The following is a 25,396-nucleotide window of genomic DNA, read 5'->3' as shown; positions in this document are numbered from 1 at the left end:
CGTATGCAGATCAGGAACTTCCCGTGTATCCGTACCGCGCAAGCATAGCTTGCTCGTGGCTGCGTATATGCATGAAGGTAAGCCCTCTTGTGCCTCGAGTATCCATTTTATTTCACCACAAATAATGATCAAACATCTATTCCGCCTGTTCTTGCTGACGGGCTTGGTATTCACAGGTTTTTACCGTGCCGCGGCGCAGGACGCCATTACGGGTGTGGTAAAAGACGAGTCGGGGCAGGGATTGCCCGGCGCGACGGTAGTCGAGAAAGGCTCCGCCAAGTATGCTTTGACGGACATCGACGGGAAATTCAGTATCCCGCCCGCTAAAGAGTTTCCATTTACATTGCAAATCAGCATAACCGGTTTCCAGCAGCAGGAAATCGAGATTTATGAACAGCCTACCGAAGCCGTAGAAGTTGTTCTGAAAACCGCTAACCTGCTCGACGAGGTGGTGGTAGTAGGTTATGGTGAGCAGAAACGGAAGGATATTACCGGCTCCGTCGCCTCTGTGCCCATTGAAATCAAAAGCCAGCCGGTAGCATCGGTGGAGCGCCTTTTGCAGGGTTCCGTCGCGGGAGCGGTGGTGACGCAGACATCCGGGCAGCCTGGCGGGGGCGTGAGCGTGCAGATACGCGGGAACAACTCCATCACAGCCGGTAGCGACCCATTGTATGTGATCGATGGTTTTCCCGTCAACAACGACTACGGCCTCACCGATGCCGGGGTGACCGACGGTTCGAAAATCAACCCGCTTTCTTCCATTAACACGGCCGACATCGAGAATATCGACGTTTTGAAAGATGCTTCTGCCACAGCTATTTATGGTTCCCGCGGGGCGAACGGAGTGGTTATCATTACGACCAAAAGCGGTTCAAAGAACAAGTCGTCCGTTAACTACGACGCTTACTATGGTTCGCAAAAAGTGCTTCGCACCATCCCTTTGCTGAACGCGGCACAATGGTGGCAACTTCGGAAAGATGCAGCCACCAATTCCGGAAAAACTGCTTCTATTCCAACTATTTCAGGCTATTCGCTCGATACTACCGGGGCCGGTACCGACTGGCAGGACGCCGCATTCCGCAGCGCTTCCATTCAGAGCCACAACCTCTCCATTCTTTCGGGATCGGATAAAACCAAACTTGCGATTTCGGGTAACTATTTCAAACAGAATGGTATCCTGCAAAATACCGACTTCCGCCGCTTCTCGGCCCGCATTAACCTGGACCACCAGTACAGCGACCGTCTCCGCATTTTCACCAGCCTGAATGCAAGCAATACCAAGGCCAATGTGGCACCGTCCGCCATTGTAGGTAACTTGCTGCAAACACCTCCCTCGCTGCCCATTTACCAGGACAACGGCACTTTTGTAGTAAACAGCCCGTTCGAATCTGCATTGCAGAACCCTATCAATTCATTGTACAATCAGCTGAACGAGACCATTACCAACCGTTTCCTGGGTAATGTTTCTGCTGAATATACGATTGCGGATGGTTTGAAAGCCAAAGTGCTCGTAGGAGCCGATATCGTAGGCAACAAGCAAAACCGTTACCTGCCGAGCACAACGGCGGAAGGCCAGGCACTCAGCGGCGACGCGATCGTAGGTTCGGTTTTTACGAGCAACTGGCTGAATGAGAATACGATCAGCTACGACAAAGAGATCAATGAGAAGAACAAAATCAATGCGGTAGCCGGTTTTACGGCGCAGGTGTCGGAAAGCAAAGGTGCTATTGCCGAAGCGGCTGGCTTTGCTACGGACGCATTTGGATACAATAACCTGGCAACCGGTATCACCAACGTTGCCCCCCGTTCATTGGCCAACAAATGGTCGCTGGCTTCGTACCTTGGCCGTGTCAACTACATTTTCGACGAGCGTTACCTGTTCACCTTCACCCTGCGTGCGGACGGTTCGTCCAAATTCGGTAGCGGCAACAAGTGGGGCTATTTCCCATCGGCGGCGATCGGGTGGAACGTGAATGAGGAGAAATTCTTCCAGCGTTTCAAGAAAATCAGCTTGTTGAAACTGCGTTTGAGCGCCGGACAGACCGGTAACCAGAACATTCCTTCGTACCAGTCGCTTTCGCAGCTGGCTTACTTCCGCTACAACTTCTCGAATACGACCGTTTCCGGTTTCGCGCCGAACACCGTGCCTAATCCGAACCTCGGTTGGGAGAAAACGTTCCAGACCGACTTCGGAGTGGATTTGGGTCTGTTCAAAAACCGCATTAACATTATCGCCGACTACTATTACAAAAAAACGACCGACTTGCTGCTGACCCGCACGGTACCAGGTACTTCCGGACTCTCGGATTTCTACAACGGACAGGCTTCCGTAGTTTACCAGAATATCGGTGCGGTTTCCAACCAGGGTGTTGAATTGTATATCAATTCAAGAAACCTCGAAGGTGCTTTCAAATGGAATACGATTTTCATTGTTTCTAAAAACACCAACAAAATCCTGAGCCTCGGAGACGGTGTGGACCAGATCATTCCGGTGATTTCTAACCCTTCCATCGCGAAGGTAGGTTACCCGCTCGGTTCGTTCATCGTGTACAAGACGGACGGCATTATCCAGGAGGGCGATGCACCATTGACCCCGCAGCAAAACAAGAACCCCGGCGGCCAGAAATATAAGGATATCAATGGCGACGGCGTGATCACGCAGGCAGGCGACCGGGTGGTGATTAAAAACCAACCTGCATTGACCGGCGGTATTACCAACACATTCAATTACAAAGGTTTCGACCTGACGATCTTTTTCCAGGCGTCGCTCGGCGGTAAATTGTACAATGCCAACCGTGCGAACCTCGAATTGGGGACAGGTTATGTAAACGGCTCGACCGTACTGCTCGACCGCTGGACGCCTACCAACACCAATACCGACGTGAAAGCGGCCTACCAGGATCCTGCGATCACCATTTCAGACCGGTTTATCGAGGATGCGACTTACTATCGTTTGAAAAACCTCTCATTCGGCTACACTTTCCCGAAAGAGCTGCTTTCAAAACTGCGTATCGAAAACCTGCGCGTGTATGTGTCCGCGCAGAATCCGAAAACCTGGACGAAATACACCGGTTTCGATCCCGAAGTGAGCTTGAATGGTCAGTCGCTGATCAACAAGGGCGTAGACCAGGGCGTGTATCCTAACAACAAATCTTACCAGGTGGGTCTGTCCCTCACATTCTGATAACCACCATTCCAAAATCGATTGAAATGAAAGCATTTAAATATATTCTGTTGGGTTTCACGGCATTTGCTTCGCTTTCGTGCGAGGAATTCCTGAAAGAAGAACCCGAGGCATTTTTGTCGGAAGACCAGTATTACAAAACGCAGGCCGACGCAGTGAACGCGGTGAATGCGGTGTATTTCTTCCTGAATTCAGGCGGATCGTCGATCCAGACGCCTTACAACACGCTCTTCAATACCGGTATGAACATGGCCGGCGATGACGAGGATCCAGGACCAGGCGCAACGAATCCCGATGTGCGTTCGCTATCGGTATTGGCGCATTCGTCGACCAATCTGCGGATTTATGAACTCTGGCAACAGCATTATGCGGCAATTAAAAAGGCCAATGTGGTATTGGAAAAAGTACCGGCCATTCAGTTTGACGAGGCATTGAAAACGCGCTTGCTCGGCGAGACCAAGTTCCTGCGTGCATTGTATTACTTCAACCTCGTGCGCTTGTACGGCGACGTTCCGCTGATTCTCGAATACCAGAAGTACGTGAATGCAGCAGATTACGCGATTGCCAAATCACCTTCGGCTGACATTTACGCGCAGATCGAGAAAGACCTCACCGAAGCCGCCGCGGTGCTTCCGGCTACCTATGCGTCGCCCAACGTAGGGCGCGCGACAGCGGGAGCGGCCAAGGTGCTGCTGGCGAAAGTGTATCTGACCCAGGCTTCGCTGCCTTTGAAAGTGAGTGCGAAATATCAGTCAGCGGTGAACAAGGCGGAGGAAGCATTGTCGGCTGCGGACGGCGGCACGGGCAATTACGGTTACGACCTCGTGACCAACTATGCCGAGGTTTTTCTGCCGGCATTCAAGAACAACAAGGAGCACATCTTCTCAGCGCAGTTTAAATCCAACTCACTGGCACAGGGTAACAACGAGTGGCCGCGTTCGATCCTGTCGGGTGTGCCGGGTTTGAATGGCAACTATGCGCACATGGTGCGGTATTACACCCAGGGCAACGACAAGTTTTTCAGCATTTATAAATTGTTCAAGCCTGGCGACAAGCGTCGTGATGTGACTTTTGTGAGAAGCTTCACCAGTCCTTCGAACGGCCGTAAATATGCCCTGCCAATTGCAAATGCGGCGGTTCCGAACGATTCGACGCCATTCTGGAACAAATGGGCCGATCCTGCTTCGACGGCGGTTACCAACCAGTCGGCAGCCAATGTACCCATTATCCGCTATGCCGAATTGCTGCTGATCCACGCCGAGGCCGAAAACGAGGCGAACGGCCCGACCGTAAAAGCGTACAAATCATTGAACAGAGTCCGCAAACGTGCGGGATTGCCCGATCTGACGACAGGCCTCACCAAAGACCAGTTCCGCGATTCGGTATACCTCGACCGCCGTTTGGAACTCACTTACGAATACCAGCGCTGGTTTGACCTGATCCGTCAGCGCGATGCGGCTTACAACAGCACGTTCGTGGCCAATCAACAAAAAGTTGGAAAAACCAATGCGGCGCCGAAGCATGTCTATTACCCGATCCCGCAATCGGAAATCGACAACAATGCATTGTTGAAGCAAAATCCGCTTTGGGAGTAGCACCGGGTTTGTAATCTGTTGGTATTGAATGAATAAGAAAGCTTTCTTTGGGGTAGGCACGATCTGGGCACTGGCGGTCATGACGCCGGTGCCTGTGCCTGCACAACAGGTATCCGAAAAACCTAATATCGTCCTCATACTGGCCGATGATCTGGGTTTTTCGGATCTCGGGAGTTTTGGCTCCGAAATACACACCCCTAACCTTGACCGGTTGGCGCACGAGGGCTTGCGCATTACCCAGTTTTACAATAGCGGTCGCTGCTGCCCTTCACGCGCGGCCCTGCTCACGGGCTTGTACCCGCATCAGGCGGGCGTGGGCGACATGGTGCAGGACAAGGGTACGCCTGCCTACCAGGGATATTTAAGTAAAAACAGTGCTACCATTGCCCAACTGCTCAAAACGGGCGGTTATAACACCATCGTTTCGGGCAAATGGCATGTGGGACTTGTCCCCTCAGCCTGGGCGGTCAACCGCGGGTTCGACCAGTCGTTTACCCTGCAAAACAATGGCAGCAGCTATTTCAACTCGGAACCGCTTTACAACGACGGCCGGACGGTTACGTTTCAACTGAACGGCCGGGCGATACAGCGGTACGACACTTCACGCTATCTCACACAAGCCATTACCGATTTCGCGGTCCAGTCCATTGACCGCGTGAAGGATCAGTCGAATCCATTCTTTTTATACCTGGCCTACAATGCCCCGCACTGGCCGATCCAGGCATTGCCGGAAGATATTGCCCGCTACAAAGGCAAATACCTGCAAGGCTGGGATGCGCTGCGGGAAGCCCGCTACCGGAAGCTGATTTCGCTGGGTATTATTCAAAAAGAATGGAAGCTCTCGCCGCGCTACGAGAAAGCGCCCGGATGGAATGCCCTATCCGCTGCCGAAAAGGATCGATGGGATACCCGGATGGCCATTTACGCCGCCATGATTGACCGCATGGACCAATGCATTGGGCAGGTACTCGACAAAGTAAAGGCCATTGGCCGCGACCGGAACACACTTGTGATTTTTGTTTCAGATAATGGCGGCAGCGGCGATACCGTCCGCGAGTGGAATTATGTAACCCCAAAAACAGGCGAGCCGGGTTCGGTGCATTCGATCGATAGTTATGACCCGCCTTGGGGCAATGCGAGCAACACGCCTTTCAAACTATTCAAAAAGAATACGCACGAGGGGGGTATTGCGTCGCCATTTATTGCCTGGTTTCCGGGGAAAATCAAGGCAAATGCATTAAGCACGCAGGTAAGTCATATTACCGATATTATGCCCACGCTGCTTGAACTGGCGGGCGTTCGGTACCCCGAAACGTTTGGGGATGAAAGGCTTACATCGCTGGCAGGAAGCTCTTTAACACCACTATTTCAAAACCCGCAGGCCACGCAACCTAAGGCCATTTTCTGGGAACACGAAGGCAGCCGCGCCGTCCGCAAGGCCAATTGGAAACTTGTGGCGGAAATAAACCAGCCCTGGGAATTGTACGACCTCCAAACCGACCGGAGCGAAACGCGGAACCTCGCGACGCGTTACCCTCAAAAAGTGAAGGAACTGGAAAAAGAATACCTCGAATGGGCGGCGAAAGTGGGCGTAGTGGATTGGAATACGATCAAATAGGAATTGGATATTGATTTAAAATACATTCAAAAACAGTTTGTTATGAAGAAAATATATCGTCCATGGAATAGATTATCGCTCGGTGCACTGGCTGTGCTGGCTGCGAGCGGTCTGCAAGCGCAATATGCGCCGACGCCTGCTTACCAGGGTAAAATTGGTAAAACAGTAGCTGAAACGCAGGAGTCATGGCCGGAGAAGAAGAAGGCGGCGAAAGGCTCGCCCAACGTCGTCTGGATTTTGCTGGACGACATTGGTTACGGTGCGATCAGTACTTTCGGCGGGTTGATCCATACGCCTACGCTGGATAGTCTGGCTAACAATGGGTTGCGTTATACCAACTTCCATACGACGGCGATTTGCGCACCCACGCGCGCATCCCTGCTCACGGGGCGCAACCAGCATCCGGCGCACATGGGGCTTTTCCCTGAAACCGCCATTGGTACGCCGGGTTATGACGCGCTCATCCCGTTTGAGAAAGGCACCATTGCCGAAATCCTGAAAGATAACGGATACAATACATTTGCATTGGGCAAATGGCACATTACCCCGCTGGCCGACCTCACGCCGGCCGGCCCGTTCAACCGCTGGCCGACGGGGCGTGGCTTCGAGCAATTTTATGGGTTCCCGTCACGCGGTAGCATCGACCAGTGGCATCCCGAGCTCTGGGAAGGTACGCACCGCGAACCGGACCGGCAAGATGGCAAGCATTTCAATGAGCTGATCGCCGACCGCGCCATCAGTTACCTGGCGAGCCAGAAATCGGGTAACCCGGACAAGCCGTTTTTCCTGTACGTCGCAACCGGGGCGGGGCATGCGCCGCATCAGGTGGCCAGGGAATGGTCGGATAAATACAAAGGCAAGTTCGATGCGGGCTGGGATGCTTATCGCGAGCAGGTTCTGGCGAATCAGATCAGGTTGGGGGTTATTCCCAAGACTGCCAAAGTCCCGCCGCGCAATCCGGGTGTGAAAGAATGGAACTCACTGGGCGCCGACGAGAAAAAGCTTTATGCGCGGTTTATGGAAACTTATGCGGGTTTTCTGGAATATACGGATCATGAGCTCGGAAGGGTTATCAACCATATTCGAGAAGCCGGTGAACTGGATAATACAATCGTCATCGTTTCGGTGGGTGATAATGGTGCGAGTAAGGAAGGAACTTTCGTAGGTACAGTTAATAATTTCGGGACTGGTATTTCGGAAGTGGAGCGTTTGAAAAAGAATATCGAGCAGATAGACCTGATTGGCACCGAGTTTTCAAAGGTGAATTACCCGCTCGGCTGGGCGGCTGCTACCAATGTACCGTTCCGCCATTGGAAGCAGGACGCGAACTCGGAAGGCGGTACGCACAACCCGCTCATCGTTTTCTATCCCAAAGGTATCAAGGAGAAAGGCGGCATCCGCAACCAGTATGGCCATGTTTCGGACATTTTACCCACTACTTTGGAACTGCTGAATATTAAGGCTCCGGTTGTTCTGAATGGTATCAAGCAAGACCCGATCGAGGGAACGAGCCTCGCATACAGCCTTAATGACGCTGGTGCCAAAAGCCGCCATACGGTTCAGTATTACGAAATCCGTGGTTCCCGCTCTATTTATAAGGATGGTTGGAAGGCCGGTTCCCTGCACGTGAAGGGTCAGGATTTTGAAAAAGATCAATGGGAGCTTTACAACCTGAATGAAGATTTCAACGAAACCAACGACCTCGCAGCTTCCAATCCGGCGAAATTGAAGGAACTGAAAGCATTGTTCGATAGTGAGGCTGTGAAATACAATGTGTACCCGTTGAAGGATGGTACCGAGCCATTTACATTACCTACTGCGTATAATAATGTGGATAAAGTGGTGCTTTACCCGGGTCAATCGACGATTATCGACGTGGCCAGCCCGTTTGCATTGAAACGTTCGTTCTCGATCGTGGCGGATGCGGTGCTATCGGGTGTGGAAACGGAGGGTGTGCTGCTGTCGAGGGGTGGCGCGGCAGGCGGATTGAGCTTTTTTATTCAAAATCAGCGCTTGCAATTCGTTTACGCGGTGGGTGACGGCAACAAATATGTGGTAAGCTCTTCCAATGCAACTTTGCCGGCAGGGAAAGTGGAACTGAAAGCCAGCGTCCAGTACGACCAGAATGGCGGCGGTGTGGTGACTTTGTATGTCAATAATGCGAAGGTAGGAGAGGGCACATTGGCCAAAACTTCGGATGCGCTGTATTTGCACGAGGGTGTGAATGTCGGTTTCGATGACCTCACACCGGTAGGGGATACTTATAAAGTGCCTTTTGCATTTACTGGTAAAATCAACAAGGTCACCATCGACCTCGCACCCACGCAGCAGGCGGTTTTGGGCGCGAAATAAGGGTTTTGATTTGTTGTTACATGCCTGACGGCATTTGCGAAGTGGTGTGTAACAATACCATACTACCAATATTACATGCCTGACGGCATTTGATTTGACTAAGTCGCGTAGCGACGTAACATTGGTAGGAAAAAGAACAATGCCAATGTTTTCGAAAAATCGCGTAGCGATGTAACAACAATGCAAATGCACAAACTGACCCGCAAAATCCTTCTGGTGATACTAGCCATCGCATTACGCCCGGCCATCGCGCAGGACCGCCCGAACATCCTCTGGATCGTGAGCGAGGACAATACCATTCTGCTCGGTAGCTATGGTGATAAATTCGCGACGACGCCCAACCTGGACCAATTCGCGACCGGGAGCATCCGTTACAAAAATGCCTTCTCGACCGCTCCCGTGTGTGCGCCCTCGCGTAATACGCTCATCACAGGCATGTACCCGCCTTCGCTGGGGACCGAGCATATGCGGAGCACGTACCCGTCGCCCGCGTTCGTGAAGTTTTTCCCGAAATACCTGCGTGAGGCCGGTTACTACACGACCAACAATGCCAAAAAGGATTACAATACGCCGGACCAGCTGGACGCCTGGGATGAATCGAGCAACAAGGCGACATACAAGAACAGGAAGCCGGGCCAGCCGTTTTTTGCTGTATTTAACCTGAATGTTTCGCACGAAAGCTCACTGCACGAGCCGCTGCCTGCATTGAAACATGACCCTGAAAAGGTCCCATTGCCGCCCTATCATCCCGCAACGCCCGAATTGAAGCATGACTGGGCGCAGTATTATGACAAGCTGGAAGAAATGGACCGGCAATTTGGAAAGCTGTTGCAGGAATTGAAGGACGAAGGGCTGGCTGAGAACACGATCGTGTTTTACTATGCCGATAATGGCGGCGTGCTGGCACGCAGCAAGCGGTTTATGTACGAATCGGGCTTACATGTGCCGCTGATCGTCCATTTGCCGCCGAAGTATGCGCACCTGGCCAGTCAAAAGCAAGGCAGCGTGTCCGACAGGCTGGTTACTTTCCTGGACTTTGCGCCGACGGTCCTAAGTCTTGCTGATATTAAAGTGCCTGATTACATGCAGGGAGGGGCGTTTCTGGGTAAACAGCAGAAGCCGGAGCCACTGTATGCATTCGGTTTCAGGGGAAGGATGGATGAGCGGATCGATATGTCGCGTTCGGTGCGGGACAAGCAGTTTCGTTACATCCGGAATTATCTACCCAACAAAATTTACGGTCAATACCTGGAATACCTCTGGCGGGCGCCTTCGGTGAAATCATGGGAGGATTTGTACAAGGCCGGAAAACTCAATGCAGTGCAATCCAAATTCTGGGAAGAGAAGCCCGCTGAGGAGCTATTCGATGTCGACGCCGACCCGCATAACATCCATAACCTTGCCGGCGATCCGAAATACAAGAAGGAGCTTGTGAGGTTGCGAAATGCCAACGAACAATGGATTAAGAACTATAAGGATGTCGGCTTTATTCCGGAAGCGATCATTTACGAGATTGCTAAAACGACGCCTTTGTATGACTATGCACGAAGTGGCAGGTATGATTTGGCGAAGATTACCGCGATAGCGGACCTGGCTTCATCCCGGAATCCTGCTCACACGCAAGCGCTGATCAACGCATTGGGCGATGCCGACGCATCCGTGCGCTACTGGGCAGCCACGGGCCTCACCGTACTAAAAGCTTCGTCGGGTAAAGTTGCATTGCAAAAGGCATTGAAAGACCCGGAAGTGGCGGTGCGCATTGCCGCGGCGGAGGCGCTTTATGTAACAGGCACGGACAAGCCGGGCGCCATCACTACGTTAACCGACGCATTGAAAAGCGATAACCCTTACGCCCGTCTGCAAGCTCTGAATGTCCTGGACCTGACGGGAAAAGACGCTGCGCCGGCGATTCCCGGTGCGGAAAAGATTTCGGAGCAGAAGGCTGAAATGTTCGATTATGACATTCGGGCAGCCAAGGTGCTGCTCCAAAACTACAAGAACTCAAAGTAAAAAGTCGATAGCCAAGGCCAACCACCGAAAGCAGTAATCACTTTTAAACCCAGTTTCAATGAAAACTTTCAGACCGTTGTTCGCACTGGTATGGTTGCTTTTTGCCCATACCGCACTGAATGCACAGACCGCCCCCAAACGCGACCTCGTTTCATTCGAGGAATTTGAAGCACGGTTGTCCAAGGCAGGCAAAAATGCCCAGATCCTCGACGCCCGTCTGCCGGAAGAGTATGCGCAGAACCATCTCGAAGGCGCCACCAGTTTCAGCGTCGCCAACGAAGCCGATTTCTCCAAGGCCATCGCTAAACTCGACAAAAGCAAACCGACCTTCATTTACTCCATCGCCAACGGCCGTAGCGGTAAGCTGGCAACGGACCTCCGTGACAATGGTTTCAGCGACGTGACCGAACTCCCGGGCGGATTGAGCAAATGGATTGGCCTGGGTAAACCGGTCATTTCCACGGTGGGTCCCGGCCTTTCGCTGAGTGACTACCAGGCGTCCCTGAAATCCGATAAACTGGTGCTTGTGGATTTCGGCTCGCGCTATTGCGGCTCCTGCAAAAAACTGGCCCCTATTGTGGATTCTATCAAGCATGAACAGGCCAGCTCCGTGAAAGTGATCAACATCGAGGCCTATGAAAACAAGGCGCTTACCAAAGAGCTGGGCGTGACGGCATTGCCTACTTTGATTCTGTATCGCGGTAGCCAGGTGGTTTGGAAGAAGAGTGGCGTTACACCGAAGGGGGAGATTGAAAGGGTGCTGGCGGAAGCGAATTTGTGAGGGAAAAAGATTACAATCGGCAACCTTTTGCTGTGGTTGCCGGTTGCCTTTTGCATATACGATTCAAGAATCAGTTTCTGATTTTGCTTTTTCCCAAGGGAATGGACGTTGCAGCTTTGCAAAGTCTTCCGCTGCTTTTTCATTCTTCTTTTTCAGGAAGGGCGAATTTCTAATTGCTTCATAGATTCTCTCCTTGTCCTTGAGAAGCTCTTCTAACATAGCTTCATGCTCTTGGGTTGTGTGTTTTTCCATGCTCATAATTATCGCGTGATAGTATTAAAGTTAAACAATTATTTGCAGCCGACCAGTATTTTGTCATACTGATTGCCAACGATATAATCTGCGATTTCTCCTGACTTGACTCCCCAGAATCGAAATTCAGCCGATAATTGTAACCAGTTCGAGTTAATTGCTCTTTGGTAGAGAACATTACGCTGATTTTTACCTTGCATAGTGGATTTTTCGTCCATATATCCCTCCAACGAGAGTAGCGATTCAGGATGTTCCCTTAAAAACTCCATTGCTATTCTGGCAACGGTCGCAATAACTTTTGGCATATCACCATTCCCGCTCCTGGGGCTGTCGTCAAGAGTCCAACCATCGTAAGCGGCCACGACATCGCCGAACCCGAGATTGTATGCTGACTCCGAAGGATAGTCCGAGCTGTCGGGAATTTTGTTGATCGAAACAACTTTTTGAATATTGCCATGAATGCCCTTGCTGATGAAAAAATACAATGAATTGTCTTCGGCCCGATAGAATGGATAAGTGTCTTTGTTCATATTAATAGCGTGCGTAAATAAACCCAAAGCACACTTCTACAAACCTCCTATCCTCACTTTCATCACCAATGATCCTCCGGCACAAAAAACGCCCATCCAGCTTTCTGAATGGGCGACTTGCATTGAAATGAATGCAAAAAACCTAGAATATAAACTTCGTACTCAAAAAGTTAGAAGTATCCTCATGCACGATTTCGTTGATCAGCTGCTTGTTGGCGGCGTTCATTTTGAAGGCCACGAGCGAGCGGATCGAGAAAGCACGAATGGCGTCGGGGACGGAAAGGGTTCCTTCGGCGCTGTCTTTGCGGCCAGTGAACGGGAACACATCCGGGCCACGCTGGCATTGGGTGTTAATGTTCACACGGCTTACCTGGTTTACCAGCGGGTCGATCAGCGAGGCTACTTCGTCGGCATTGTTGCTGAAAATACTTACCTGCTGTCCGTGGGTCGAATCGATGAGGAACTCGATGGTTTCTTCGAGGTCGTCGAACGGCACCACCGGCACGATCGGGCCGAATTGCTCTTCGTGGTAAAGTTTCATTTTGCTGTTTACCGGGTAAACAACGGCGGGGTAGAAGAAGGAACCTTCCGATTTGCCGCCGTTTTCGTTCACCACTTTCGCACCATGCGCTTCCGCGTCGGCAATGCAGTCGTTGAGGTATTCGATTTTATTGGTTTCGGGGAGCGGCGTAAGGGCTACTCCATTTTCCCACGGCATTCCGAATTTGAGCTCTCCAACCGCTGCGCTGAATTTTTCGAGGAACGCATCGGCAACAGTACGGTGTACCCATATGATTTTCAATGCGGTACAACGCTGTCCATTAAACGACAACGATCCGGTGATGATTTCCTTCACCGCAAGGTCGAGATCGGCCTCGGGCGTAACGATCGCGGCATTCTTCGCATCCAGGCCAAGCACCGCTCGCAGACGGTTCACTTTCGGGTGCGATTTCTTCAATTCGTTTGCCACTTTGCTGGAACCGATCAAAGTGAGGACGTTGATTTTGCCCGACTGCATCAGACCCGGAACAATGGCATTACCACGGCCGTAGATCACATTGACAACGCCTTTTGGAAAACAATCGCGGAACGCTTCCTGCAATGGGTAATGCAGCAGCGTGCCGAATTTCGGAGGTTTGAACAGCAACGTATTACCCATGATCAGTGCCGGGATCAAGGTAGTGAATGTTTCGTTGAGCGGGTAGTTGAATGGCCCCATGCAAAGCACCACACCCAGCGGAGAACGCCTTACCTGTGCCGCAATGCCGTCGACGATGTCGAAACCGGAGGAATCGCGATCCAGGTTTTTGAGAGAGTCGATAGTTGCATATATGTATTCAACGGTACGATCGAATTCTTTAACGGAGTCGGCAAATGATTTACCGATTTCCCACATGATGAGCTTGACGATGATGTCCTTCTTCTCGATCATCCGGCCTGTGAATTGCTCGACGCAGTGAATGCGTTCGGCTACGCCCATCGTGGGCCATTCGCCGCGGCCGCTGTTGTAGGCGGTAACGGCTGCTTCCAATGCTTCCGATGCTTCGGTAGCGGTACACAAAGGATAGCTGCCGATCAGCTTGCGTTCGAGACCGTTAGCCGTTTGTACGGCAATAGGTGAGAAAACTTCATGGAACGGGCCGTCCCAGGCCTTCATTTCGCCATTGCAGAGGTACTCGCGCTGGTGGATCAGGGATGGCAGGCTGTACTCTGCAGGAATGTCCTTTTCTTCAACAAAGATGTTCCTTAACTTGGAATTGAAATCCATTGAATCAGATTTTTGTGGATAAGAATTGATTAAAAAAAGCGCACTTGGATTAATGACGAAGTTTCGCAATTATATCCTTATCAACAAGTCGGATTTTGACGAAGTTTTATCTAAACCTGATTTCTTCTTGTCATTTTGAAAAAGCGGGTCATCAGGAAAATCGACGCCATCGTCAAGCCCAGGATCAGCCCCAGCCACATGCCCGAAGCACCCATTCCGAAATGGAAAGCAAGCGTGTAGCCAACGGGGATACCGATCACCCAATAGGCAATCCCGATCAGAATTGTAGGTGTTTTTACATCCTTAATACCCCTCAATAAACCGGCGCCGATAGCCTGCGTGGCGTCCGAAATCTGGAAAACAGCCGCGAAAAGGAGCAATAAAGCGGCCAGCCCGACAACCTCGGCGTTGTCGTTGAATGCGAGCGGCAAATGGTTGCGTAATACCCCGAAACTGATCGCACAGAATGTGCCATAGATCAACGCGGTTACGAGCGTGCTTTTGCCGATTACAAAAATCTTCGCCCAGTCGTTGCGCCCGAGCGCGTTGCTCACGCGTATGGAGCCCGCCTGCGCGAGGCCCATTGACACCATAAATGTGAACGAAGCGCTGCTGAGCGCGATCTGGTGCGCGGCTTGCGCCACCGCACCCAACGTACCGATGATGATGCCCGACACCGCGAATGCGCCGGCTTCCATGCCGATCTGCAAACTGCTCGGCACACCGATATGCAGCAATTCACGCCAGGTTTGTCCTTTGAAATACCATTGATTACGGCTTACGGCAATGTATTTTTCAAAAGTTTTGTGCCTTAAAATCACAAACAATAATGCGAGGAACATCATGCTGCGGGTAATGAGCGTGGCCCAGCCTGCGCCTTCGAGTTCCAGACGCGGGAAGCCCCAGTTTCCGTAAATGAGCAGCCAGTTGAGCAGGATGTTGACGGGCATACCGGCCAGGGAAAAGATCATCGCCGTGCGTGTGTGTTCCAATCCGTCGGCAAACTGCTTCAAAGTCATGAAAAGCAGCATTGGGATAATGGAAAGGCCCATAAGCCGCATGAACGGGATGGCGAGCTCCACCACTTCGGGGTCCTGGCCCAGGTTATGCAGGTAATCTTTCCCAAAAAGCAATGTGATGGAAATGGCCAGCGCGGTGAGGGTACAAAGGCAAAATCCATTGAACAGATAATGCGAAACCTGCTGCGCGTCGCGGCGGCCGTTGGCCAGCGATACCATTTGCGAAACGGAGATCGTCATCCCGATCCCGATCACGAAAGGTATGTTCATTGCGTTGATGACGAGGGCGGCCGCGGCCAGTTGTTTGTAGCTGATAGCGCCGACCATGGCGCTGTCGATCAGGTGGAGGGCCATTTGTGCCAGCTCACCGATGATAATGGGGAATGCTAATCTTAAAGTTTGTGATGCTTCGTGTTTCATGGCTTTGTGTGGATCTGCAAAAAGACTGCAAAGGTACAAAAAACCGACGGAGGCTCAGAATCTTCATTTTAATATATCATTACGGTAGAGTAAAACGGGAAGGTAAACCGGTTTGTATGGGTAGCAATTTTTAAAAGGATTTGAGAAAATACTACAACAGGATAATGGCTATCAAAAGCAGTTTGAAGAAGGGGTTTCGTCAACGGAAATCGCTTGGTTTGGTGGGGTTTGCATTGATTCTCGGGATGTTGGGAATGACGCCCGCCCTGGCGCAGAATAATGGGAAATTGAAGGTTACAGGCAAGATTATCGATGGCGCGAGCAATGCGCCTCTGGGTTATGCGAGCATCCGGCTATTCAAAACGGCAGACAGCTCGTTTGTCTCCGGCGCGATCACCGACGAGACGGGCGGGTTCATCGTCGACATCTCCGCAGGTACCTATTATGCATTGTCTGAGTTTATAGGTTACAAGCCGAATTATACTGCTAATATAAAAGTGAGTGCAGCCAATTCTCCGCTCGACCTGGGCTCGATCAAAGTGGCGGCTTCGACCCAAACGCTCGATGAGGTGACGGTGCAGGCAGAGAAAAGTTCGATGGAATTATCGCTTGATAAAAAGATATTCAACGTTGGGAAAGATCTGGCGAATGCAGGTGGTACCGCGGTGGATATCCTTACCAATGTCCCTTCCGTCGCCGTGGACGTTGAAGGGAACGTCAGCCTGAGGGGCAGCGGCAATGTGCGCATCCTCATAGACGGAAAGCCTTCGGGGCTGGTCAGCATTAAAGGCGCGAGCGGACTGGCACAGTTGCAGGGCAGCATGATCGAGCGCGTGGAGATCATCACCAATCCATCGGCACGGTACGAGGCCGAAGGGATGGGCGGCGTGATCAACATTGTTTTGAAAAAAGAGCGGAAAGAGGGCATTAACGGTTCGTTCGATATTATCACCGGGCATCCTACCAACTTTGGTGGTGCGGCCAATGTGAATTACAGGAGGAAAAACCTCAATTTCTTTATCAATTACACCATGTCATACCGGAACACGCCGGGTAAAAACTATGTGTACCAGGAGCTTTATCGCAACGATTCCACCTTCATCATGGAGCGCGACATGAAAAGCAACCTGAAAGGCATGGCCAACAGCGCGCGGGGCGGTATCGATTATTATTTCAATTCCAAAAACGTCCTCACAGGCGCGTACACGTGGCGTACGAGCAAGGGTAAGCGGTTTTCGACACTCAATTACCGCGATTACCTGTCGAACCTCAATAATATGACGAGCTACACACACCGGACGCAGGATGAAACCGAAACAGAGCCGAACTCGGAGTACGCACTGACTTACAAGCGCACATTCAACCGCAAAGGGCAGGAGTTTACGGCAGATGTCCGCTACCTCGACAACTGGGAGGATTCGGACCAGTATTACCACGAGAATGTATATAAGCCGGACGGCAGCCCGTCGGGGATTCCGCCACTGTTGCAACGCGCCGTGAACTACGAAACGGAAAAGCAGCTGCTGTTCCAGGCCGATTATGTACACCCTTTCGGGAAGGACGGGAAGATCGAGGCAGGGGGGCGGAGCAGTTCGCGGGATATGACCAATGACTACACCGTGACACAGCAGAACAGTGACGGCGGCTGGGTTACATTGCCCGGTCTCACTAACGACTTTTTGTATGAAGAGAATATCAATGCATTGTACGGTATGATCGGCAACAAAACCGGTAAGTTTTCTTATCAGGGTGGTGTCCGCGCCGAATGGACCGGGGTTACCACCACATTAAAAAACACCAACGAAGTGAATGCCCGTAAATACGCCAATCTCTTCCCGAGCGTGCATGTTACCTATGACTTTGCCAAACAGAACGCTTTTCAGCTGAGTTATAGCCGTCGCGTCCGCAGGCCGCAATACAATGATCTCAGCCCGTTTGCGACGTACAGCGACAATCGCAACTACTGGAGTGGTAACCCCGACCTGAATCCGGAGTTTACCAATGCATTCGAGTTCGGTCATGTCAAATACTTCAACAAAGGCTCGCTGACATCGTCGATCTATTACCGTCATACGAATGGCAAGATCATCAGCATTCGCACCGTACAGGACGACGGAAGCTCCTACACTCGTCCAGAAAACCTCGGAACGGAAGATGCCTACGGGGCTGAATTTGCAGGTTCATTCAATCCATATCCATGGTGGAAGCTCGACGGAAGTGCCAACTTCTTCCGCGCGATTACCGACGGGACCGGTGTGGACGAAGATTTTAAGAGCGATACTTACAGCTGGTTTGTCCGGACGATGTCGCGGTTTACACTCTGGAAAAATACGGATGTGCAGCTGAGAGGCAACTACGAAGCACCGCAGCAAACCCCGCAAGGCCGCAGAAAAGCATTGGCAACGCTCGATCTGGCGGCAACGAGGGATATTCTGAGGGGGAATGGTACGCTGACGCTTACGGTAGTCGACGTTTTCAATTCCCGAAAATACCGCTCGATCACCGAAGGGGCCAACTTCTATACCCGCAACACTTCGCAGGGACGTTTACGACAGATTAACCTCACTTTAAATTACCGTTTACACCAGGCCAAAAAGAAACCAAAAGAGAGTCTGGAAGGCGACTTTTAATGCAAATTAAATTTATTATACGGTTTTTATTTTCTACCTTGTATACCCTTACAATGGAATTGATTGCTACCGTACCTCGTTTAGGTTGAATGTATGAGCAACGTCGATGTTATTTCATGAATACTTAAATTCAGGTTATGAGCACAAAACCAAATAAATCTATTTTCCTGGCCGACGACGATGAGGATGATTGCCTGCTGTTTGAGGACGCGCTCAGGGAAGTAAGCACTTCGACCGAGTTGTTGACAGCCAGCGACGGGGTGGAGTTGATCGATTTGATGGAAAAAGCCGTACCGCCTCCGCCGGATGTCATTTTTCTGGATTTGAATATGCCCCGCAAAAACGGTTTTGAATGCCTGGACCTGATCCGGCAGACCAAAGCCTGGGCGCACATACCAGTCGTGATTTTTTCCACCACCGGACAAGAGGAAATGGTACGGAAGGTGCATGAAAAAGGCGCCAATTTCTTCATTCGCAAGCCCGGGTCGTTTCCCAAGTTGAAACAGGCTATCAAACAGATCCTGGATATCGACTGGACCAAGCATAGCTGGACACCTGCGCCAGAAAACTTCTATTATCAATATTGACTTCTCATGACTTGTCCACCTATTTTTGAAAATATATTCTTCGTGAAAACAGGTGGACAAGTCGAAACAACTCAATCAGCATACTTCTGCAATCAATGACGATCGCCCCAGACAGGTGAATCTTGGGGATGTCGAGGGCTCTGCGTCTGCGGACTACGCGTCAGCGAACGAAACTAAGTTCTGGAACACGGTGAAGCAGGCGCCTGTGGGAATGGCCATCCTGCGTGGGGAGGATTTTGTGGTGGAAATGGCGAATGATGCTTATCTGAACATTGTCGACCGAACGGAGGATGAGTTGGTCGGGAAATCGCTTTTTACGGGACTGCCGGAAGTGCGTGAATATGTGGAGCCGATCCTGTTCCGTGTTTTGCGAACAGGCATTGCTTACCACGGCAACGAATTCGAAGTAACGATCCGCCGTTTCGGTCAGCCGGAGCTTTGCTATTTCAACTTTGTGTACCAGCCGCTTTTTGAAGAAGACCCTGAGCATGCATCGGGCATTATGGTCGTCGCCACGGAGGTTACGCAGCAGGTTTTGTCCAAACAGGCCTTACAACGCAGCGAAAACCAGTTCAGGAACCTCGTTACACAATCGCAGTTCGCGAAAGCCATACTCAAAGGTCCTGAATTCGTGATCAGCATTGCCAATGAAAGTATGCTCAATATCTGGCGACGCAGGCTCGACGAGGTCGAAGGGAAAAAACTCGTGGATGTTTTTCCGGAATTGAAAGGCCAGAAATTCCTGACACTTTTAGATGAAGTATATCACAGTGCTGAAATCTATCGGGAAAATGAAGCGGTAGCGTACGTCGATGGTCCTGGCGGCTTGAAAAAGCATTACCTCGATTTTCAGTATGCGCCCATATTCGAAATGGACGGTAGCGTATCCGGCATTATGGCGTCGGTGAACGACGTGACAGACAAGGTAACTTTGCGCCAGCAGTTCGCCGAGACTGCGGACCGGCTTTCGCTCGCGACCGACGGAACGCGCCTCGGTACCTGGGATCTGAACATCCGGACCAAGGAAATTATTTATTCGGGGAGAATGGCCGTTATTCTGGGTTATGACGAAGACGCTGTCCTTACCCACCGTGAAATGCGGGACATGATCCATCCCGAAGACAGGCACACGATCGTCGAAAAGGCCTTTCAAACAGCTCTTGAGACCGGTGTTTACTATTACGAGGCGCGGGTTATCCATCGCGATCAGTCGGTTCACTGGGTGCGGACGCAGGGAAAAGTGTTTTTCGGTGAAGGGCATGTGCCGCAGCGGATGCTCGGGACGATGATGGACATTACCGACCGTAAGGAGGCGGAGCTTGCGCTGAAAACCAGTGAGGGGAAATTCAGGACGCTCGCGGACTCGATGCCGCAGTTTGTATGGACGGCCGATGCGCAAGGATATATTACCTATTTCAACCGGTCGCTCCTCGATTATTCCGGTTTTTCGGTGGAGGAAATAGAAAGGGAAGGCTGGCTGCCTCTGGTGCATCCCGACGACCTGGCCGAAAGTGTAGGACTATGGATCGAATCGATCACGGAGGGGACTGAATACCTGTTTGAACACCGGCTTAAACGGGCAGACGGCGAATACCGGTGGTACCAATGCCGCGCCATTCCGCAACGCGATGCCGAAGGGACAATCGAAATGTGGGTAGGAACGAGCCTGGATATTCATGATAGCCGGCTGTTTATCGATCGGCTCGAAACAAAAGTACAAGAGCGGACCCAGCAATTGCTGGTGGCCAACAATGAGCTCGTGCGCACGAATATGGAGCTCGCGCAGTTCGCGTATGTAGCGAGCCACGATTTGCAGGAGCCGCTCCGGAAGATCCAGACATTCGCAACGCGTATTCTTGAAACGGAAAGGGACAATCTTTCCGAACGAGGCAAGGATTATTTCAACAGGATGCAGGCCTCTTCTACACGTATGCAACAGCTGATCGTCGACCTGCTGGCTTTTTCCCGCGCCAATGTCGCTGAAAAACACCTGGAAAACACCGATCTGAATCAGGTATTGCAAAGTGTGAAAGAACAGCTTGCCGATGTCATTCAAGCTGAAAATGCCGTCATCAAAAGTGACGTCCTGCCTGTTCGGGAGGTGATTACGTACCAATTCGAGCAGCTGTTTATGAACCTGATTGCGAATGCGCTCAAATTTATCGGTCCGGGGAGAAGTCCGGTTATTGAAATCCGTTCCGGAGAAGTACCGGGTGCCGCCATCCCGCTTGCCGGGGCCGACGCGAGCTGCTTATATCAGTACATTTCGTTTGCCGATAACGGCATCGGTTTCGATCCCCAGTACAAGGACCGTATTTTCCAGGTATTCCAAAGGCTACACAACCGCTCGACTTATGAAGGTACCGGTATTGGTCTGGCGATCTGCAAGAAAATCGTGGAAAACCATAAAGGACTGATCGACGCAGTAGGGAAGCCGGGCGTCGGATCGACATTTATCATCTATTTGCCTGTGGAATCCTGATCTCAGGCGGTTTTTTTGCGGCCGGTGTAAGTAATAGCAATGCCGATCAGAATGACGATGCCGCCGGCGATCATCCGGGCGGTTATTTTTTCTCCGATAAACAGCCAGGCAAAAATCCCCGTCACCACGGCCTGGCTTAAAAGGCTGAGCGAAACGCTTTTAGCGTCCATTTGCTTCATCGCCGAGTTGATGGTTAACCAGCCGATCAGTTGGCAAACCAGGCCTTGCACCACAAAAACGGTCCAAATGGTGGCATCGAAACCGGAGACAGGCTGATTAAAAATGAGGCATATTACAAAAAGATAGCTACTCGAAACGGCCATGCTGATGGTCATGAAACTGACGATGTCGATCTTGTTCAGCACCGTTTTGCTGATCAGGATGTAGGACGCGTACAGTACCCCTGAAAGCATTGCCAGCGCAAACCCCAAATCGAGTTTCATGGTAGTGAATGTCTCGATACCAATTAGAACGATCATTCCAATAAGTGCAACGAGTGTGCCCAACCAGAAGCGAGGACCGGGTTTATCGGGCAGAAACAGGAATGTGCCCACGCCCACCCACACAGGCGAGAGATTGGTGAGCAATGTGGCCTGAGTAGCATTGGAATAATGAATCGACAGATTCCAGACGGCAATATCGCTGGCAAAAATGACCCCGCAGAGTACAATCGGAAGCCAGAGTGTACCGATGGGTAGCGTAAATTTCCTGCGAAACAGTACATATGGCAGCAAAAACAGCAGCCCAAGCAACATTCTGTAAAACGCGGAAGTAACGCCCGACACCGGCGCCCATTTCACCAGCACCGGAAAAATGCTGATGCTGATGATACCGATCATCAGGTTAATGCGGGGATTTGACATAAACCAGGGCTAGTCTTCGCTTTCAATAACCTTTACACGTCCGATCTCGCCCGATTCCAGGCGCACTTTGATGCCGTGCGTGTGGACGGGAGCTTTGGTAAGGATGTCCTTCACAATGCCTGGCGTCAGTTTGCCGCTTCGCTGGTCTTTTTTGAGTACAATGGAAACTGCGAGCCCGGGGGCGATATTCTTTCTTTCGGTTCCTGATAATGACGACATGCTAGGCCGCTTTCGCGGTTTTTATTTTTTGTAAAATCTTGATTTCGTCGATCGAAATCGTGCTGATGAGCTCGAATAGCCCGTTGACCGTCTTCAAATCGGACAGCATTTTACGTACCGGGGACTGGTCCGCCTTTTCGATGCCCAACTCCTTGATTTGCTTTTTGCGATCGGCAAGCAGTTCAACCAGGCGCTGGTTCTGTGGCAGCGATTCCCGCACGATTTCAAGGCTGTTGCTGGTTTTCCCATCGATAATGTCCGTGGCGGCTTGCATTTGCCGGTCGATCTGCCGGATCATCATTTCAAATTCTACCGAAAATTCCAGGTATTCCAAGGTCTGCGCATAGGTCGAAAGCGAGGCGATGTAGGAAGTGAGCATGTGACTCGTCGCGACGAACTGATGGTATTCCTCCATATTCAACTGCTGGCGTTTCGGTTCGGACAGCATTTTTTGAAAATTATCCGAAAGGTTGGCCATCGCGATGATCGCATTCTTTCTCAATAGCTTCAATTCGTTTATATCCAGTTGCTTACCGGTGAATTTGGCCGCTACGATATCAAAATACTTCCGGTTAGCATCCAGCGCTTCTTTCATATACTGCTTGATCTGCGAATGCTCCCAAACGGGCAGGACATAGGAGGAAATAACGTAGGCAATCAGCGAGCCGATCACGGTATCGACTACCCGGTCCTGCAAAACATTGGTCACATGCTGCGGATTAAGGAAGTGAAAAGATAGGATCACATATAATGTAATGCTGGTAGATGCAACAAAGTAATTGATTTTCAGGAAACTGTATGCCAGTATCATCGAAACCATCATCAGGATGAACAACGGCGTGCTTTCTTCGATCAGGTACAGCAGCAGAAACCCGATGACAACGCCCAGTATGGTGCCGCCGATCCGGTGGATATTGCGTTGTTTGGTAATGCTGAAAGCGGGTTTCAGGATCACAGCGATGGTCAGCAAGATCCAGTAACCATGCCCGACATCAAAAAACAGGGAAGCAGTATAACCTGCCAGCAACCCGAGCGTTACCCGAACCGCGTGCCGGAAATGGCTCGATTTCAGTGAAAGGTTATCGAGGAGAATGCGCGGGTGGTAATCCTGCTTCGGCGTGAAATCTTCTGCTTCGACGGTCAGTTTGTAGTCGTTGCTCACGTCCGCTTCATACTTGGTAGCGCGATGCAGCTTTTTCACGCGCTCGGTAACGTCCTGCAAGCTGTTGAGGATTTGCCGGAGCATGATGAAATCCTCCATGTTGTCGTGGTTCATCTTATGCTCGCGCATGCGTTCGAATGCCCGCTGGCATTTGTTGAATGCCTCGTCGAGGTCGTGGCGCGGGTGGGAGGCGTAACCGCTCTGTACCGCCAGGCCGATCTGCTGTATTTCCGCTGCAAGCCAGGTAATGTAGGTGCCAAACAGCCGCAGTACCTTGGTGTGGTCAAATGCGCGGTGCAGGTTGGCGTAGTTTTGCTGCGAGTTGAGTATCCTTTCGAAGAGATCAATGCTGTCGAGGAACATCAGCATCAGTATCCGGCTCTTGGTCGTCGATTCTGTTACGATCTCCCGCGTTTTGAACAGGATCTCGCGGAGGTTTTCATGGTTTTCGCGGAGGATCACCTGCTGGTGGACCATCCGGTTGAAGAGTTCGTCGTAATCGGGATTGGCGAAATAGTAGTCCGCTTTAATAGAAAGCAGTTTCCCCAGCTCCACAAAATTTTCGCCCAAAAGCTGTTGAATAAGCTTGTAGGGAAGTAGTTTTTGCAGAACCATAAAGAGTATAAAATACCAGATCCCGCCCGCCGAAAATATCGCAGCCGTCCTGAGCACCATGTCGCCGCTAAGGTGGTCATCAATATTAAATACAAAAACCAGCAACGAAATAAGCCCGATGCTGTTCACGCGGTTGCCATATACGCCGACCAGCGAGAAAAACATCCCGAATACGATGATTTCAAGAAATATAATGAAATGAAAATGCCGCAGGTACCCCGTGACGCACGCCACGATGAAGCAGGTTGCGATCGCAACGAGCAAGGCATTGCGCCGCCTGTGATAGGGCCCCGGATTATCGGTGCCGCCGATCAGCAGCGTGCCCAGCGGAAAGGCGATCCACTCGCTTAATATGCCGTAATGATGAAAAATAAGGCTGGGGATGATCGTTCCCAGGGTTAGACGTACACCGGTCGACAGGTAATGGCTGGAAATAAACTTTTTGAACTCGTCGAGGTAATTCATGGAATCGGATCACGGTGTGTTATTGCAATACTACTATTTTAAATTTCGCAACCCAACAAAAGGCGTACCAAAATTTAATGGCTGCCCCGAGGCGCTTATTCGTCCGGCCTGGGCCGTTTTTTGTATATTTGGAAGGGATTAGGAGAAAGGAACCGGAGAAAATTTGGAATCTCCCCGTAATTTACGAACCATCACGATCCCGTTATAGTTCTATTTCCAATGCTACTTCAACCAAAAGTTTCGACATTTTGAGAAAAAGGATTAAACGTAACGCAAGGCTGGTCCGTTACGTCGTCTACAAAGAGACACTGATTGATTTCAAAGACCACTTCTGGACTTTCCTCGGTTCCTTTCTCGGCATAGGTCTCATTGGCCTGCTCAACGACAAACAATTCACCGATTCGGATTCCCTGTTTTTGATCGGATCCTTCGGGGCCTCGTCGGTGCTGATCTGCGGCATCGTCAACAGCCCTCTCGCACAGCCGCGCAACCTCATAGGCGGGCATGTGCTATGCGCGCTCGTGGGCGTGACGGTGCATAAAATCATTCCCGACCAGATCTGGTTGTCGTCGGCATTTGCGGTTTCGATATCCATTGTATTAATGCAGGTAACCAAAACCCTGCATCCTCCCGGCGGTGCCACGGCACTGATCGCCAACATTGGCTCGGAAAAAATCAAGGCGCTGGGTTATATGTATGTGCTGAGCCCGGTGCTCAGTGGGATACTCATATTACTTTTTGTTGCTGTGATGGTGAATCGGTTTGCAGCGCACCGCAAGTATCCGGCTAACCGGAATTGGTACAAGGTGTGGGAACGCAAATATTTCACAAGGGTTTGAAACAA

The 25,396-nt window shown here is 51.0% G+C and carries 17 protein-coding genes; 10 read left to right on the top strand and 7 right to left on the bottom strand.

Translation table 11 applies throughout. From position 1 onward, the window contains the following. Nucleotides 1-124: 124 nt before the first annotated feature. The 6 genes from J7619_RS04820 to J7619_RS04795 all read left to right on the top strand — a co-directional run bounded on the left by J7619_RS04820 (nt 125) and on the right by J7619_RS04795 (nt 11,540). Complete coding sequence (locus J7619_RS04820; protein ID WP_291194838.1) at nt 125-3,184, top strand: TonB-dependent receptor; 3,060 nt, start codon at nt 125-127, stop codon at nt 3,182-3,184. Between the two features lie 26 nt (nt 3,185-3,210). Next, nucleotides 3,211-4,779 (top strand): RagB/SusD family nutrient uptake outer membrane protein, encoded by a 1,569-nt coding sequence (locus J7619_RS04815; protein WP_291194835.1) that lies wholly within the window; start codon nt 3,211-3,213, stop codon nt 4,777-4,779. A gap of 28 nt (nt 4,780-4,807) precedes the next feature. Beyond that, entirely contained in the window at nt 4,808-6,397 is a 1,590-nt protein-coding gene (locus J7619_RS04810; RefSeq protein ID WP_291194832.1) for an arylsulfatase, read from the top strand. A gap of 42 nt (nt 6,398-6,439) precedes the next feature. Next, nucleotides 6,440-8,749, top strand: coding sequence for an arylsulfatase (locus J7619_RS04805; protein WP_291194829.1), 2,310 nt, complete (start codon nt 6,440-6,442; stop codon nt 8,747-8,749). 186 nt (nt 8,750-8,935) lie between these two features. After that, nucleotides 8,936-10,759, top strand: a complete 1,824-nt coding sequence (locus J7619_RS04800; protein WP_291194826.1) for a sulfatase-like hydrolase/transferase — start codon at nt 8,936-8,938, stop codon at nt 10,757-10,759. Between the two features lie 58 nt (nt 10,760-10,817). Beyond that, nucleotides 10,818-11,540 carry a thioredoxin domain-containing protein gene (locus J7619_RS04795; RefSeq protein ID WP_291194823.1) on the top strand — a complete coding sequence of 241 codons (723 nt, stop codon included), beginning with the start codon at nt 10,818-10,820 and terminating at the stop codon, nt 11,538-11,540. A gap of 63 nt (nt 11,541-11,603) precedes the next feature. On the opposite strand, the gene J7619_RS04790 is transcribed toward J7619_RS04795, so the two are convergent. The 4 genes from J7619_RS04790 to J7619_RS04775 all read right to left on the bottom strand — a co-directional run bounded on the left by J7619_RS04790 (nt 11,604) and on the right by J7619_RS04775 (nt 15,529). After that, nucleotides 11,604-11,792: a hypothetical protein gene (locus tag J7619_RS04790; RefSeq protein WP_291194820.1), complete on the bottom strand. Its 189-nt coding sequence runs from the start codon at nt 11,790-11,792 to the stop codon at nt 11,604-11,606. A 38-nt stretch (nt 11,793-11,830) separates the two neighbouring features. After that, nucleotides 11,831-12,322 carry a DUF6934 family protein gene (locus J7619_RS04785; protein ID WP_291194817.1) on the bottom strand — a complete coding sequence of 164 codons (492 nt, stop codon included), beginning with the start codon at nt 12,320-12,322 and terminating at the stop codon, nt 11,831-11,833. A 142-nt stretch (nt 12,323-12,464) separates the two neighbouring features. Beyond that, nucleotides 12,465-14,090, bottom strand: a complete 1,626-nt coding sequence (locus J7619_RS04780; RefSeq protein ID WP_291194815.1) for an NADP-dependent glyceraldehyde-3-phosphate dehydrogenase — start codon at nt 14,088-14,090, stop codon at nt 12,465-12,467. Nucleotides 14,091-14,200: 110 nt separating this feature from the next. After that, nucleotides 14,201-15,529: an MATE family efflux transporter gene (locus tag J7619_RS04775; RefSeq protein ID WP_291194812.1), complete on the bottom strand. Its 1,329-nt coding sequence runs from the start codon at nt 15,527-15,529 to the stop codon at nt 14,201-14,203. A 164-nt stretch (nt 15,530-15,693) separates the two neighbouring features. Here J7619_RS04775 and J7619_RS04770 point away from each other — a divergent pair, with 164 nt between their 5' ends. The 3 genes from J7619_RS04770 (at nt 15,694) to J7619_RS04760 (ending at nt 21,228) form a co-directional block, all read left to right on the top strand. After that, entirely contained in the window at nt 15,694-18,159 is a 2,466-nt protein-coding gene (locus J7619_RS04770; RefSeq protein ID WP_291194809.1) for an outer membrane beta-barrel family protein, read from the top strand. A 137-nt stretch (nt 18,160-18,296) separates the two neighbouring features. Next, nucleotides 18,297-18,746 (top strand): response regulator, encoded by a 450-nt coding sequence (locus J7619_RS04765; protein ID WP_291194806.1) that lies wholly within the window; start codon nt 18,297-18,299, stop codon nt 18,744-18,746. 52 nt (nt 18,747-18,798) lie between these two features. Next, nucleotides 18,799-21,228: a PAS domain S-box protein gene (locus J7619_RS04760; protein WP_291194803.1), complete on the top strand. Its 2,430-nt coding sequence runs from the start codon at nt 18,799-18,801 to the stop codon at nt 21,226-21,228. A gap of 2 nt (nt 21,229-21,230) precedes the next feature. Here J7619_RS04760 and J7619_RS04755 read toward each other — a convergent pair whose 3' ends face one another. The 3 genes from J7619_RS04755 to J7619_RS04745 are packed head-to-tail and all read right to left on the bottom strand — an operon-like array spanning nt 21,231 to nt 24,552. After that, nucleotides 21,231-22,091 (bottom strand): DMT family transporter, encoded by an 861-nt coding sequence (locus J7619_RS04755; protein ID WP_291194800.1) that lies wholly within the window; start codon nt 22,089-22,091, stop codon nt 21,231-21,233. Between the two features lie 9 nt (nt 22,092-22,100). Then, nucleotides 22,101-22,310 carry a YwbE family protein gene (locus J7619_RS04750; RefSeq protein WP_291194797.1) on the bottom strand — a complete coding sequence of 70 codons (210 nt, stop codon included), beginning with the start codon at nt 22,308-22,310 and terminating at the stop codon, nt 22,101-22,103. A gap of 1 nt (nt 22,311) precedes the next feature. Then, a complete protein-coding gene (locus J7619_RS04745; protein ID WP_291194794.1) occupies nt 22,312-24,552 on the bottom strand; it encodes an FUSC family membrane protein in 2,241 nt (746 codons plus the stop codon). Nucleotides 24,553-24,797: 245 nt separating this feature from the next. On the opposite strand from J7619_RS04745, the gene J7619_RS04740 reads away from it, so the two are divergent. Then, nucleotides 24,798-25,391, top strand: coding sequence for an HPP family protein (locus J7619_RS04740; protein ID WP_291196487.1), 594 nt, complete (start codon nt 24,798-24,800; stop codon nt 25,389-25,391). Nucleotides 25,392-25,396 lie beyond the last annotated feature (5 nt).

This window comes from Dyadobacter sp., assembly GCF_017744695.1.
Lineage (GTDB): Bacteria > Bacteroidota > Bacteroidia > Cytophagales > Spirosomataceae > Dyadobacter.
This window is presented reverse-complemented; position numbering and strand designations above follow the sequence as displayed.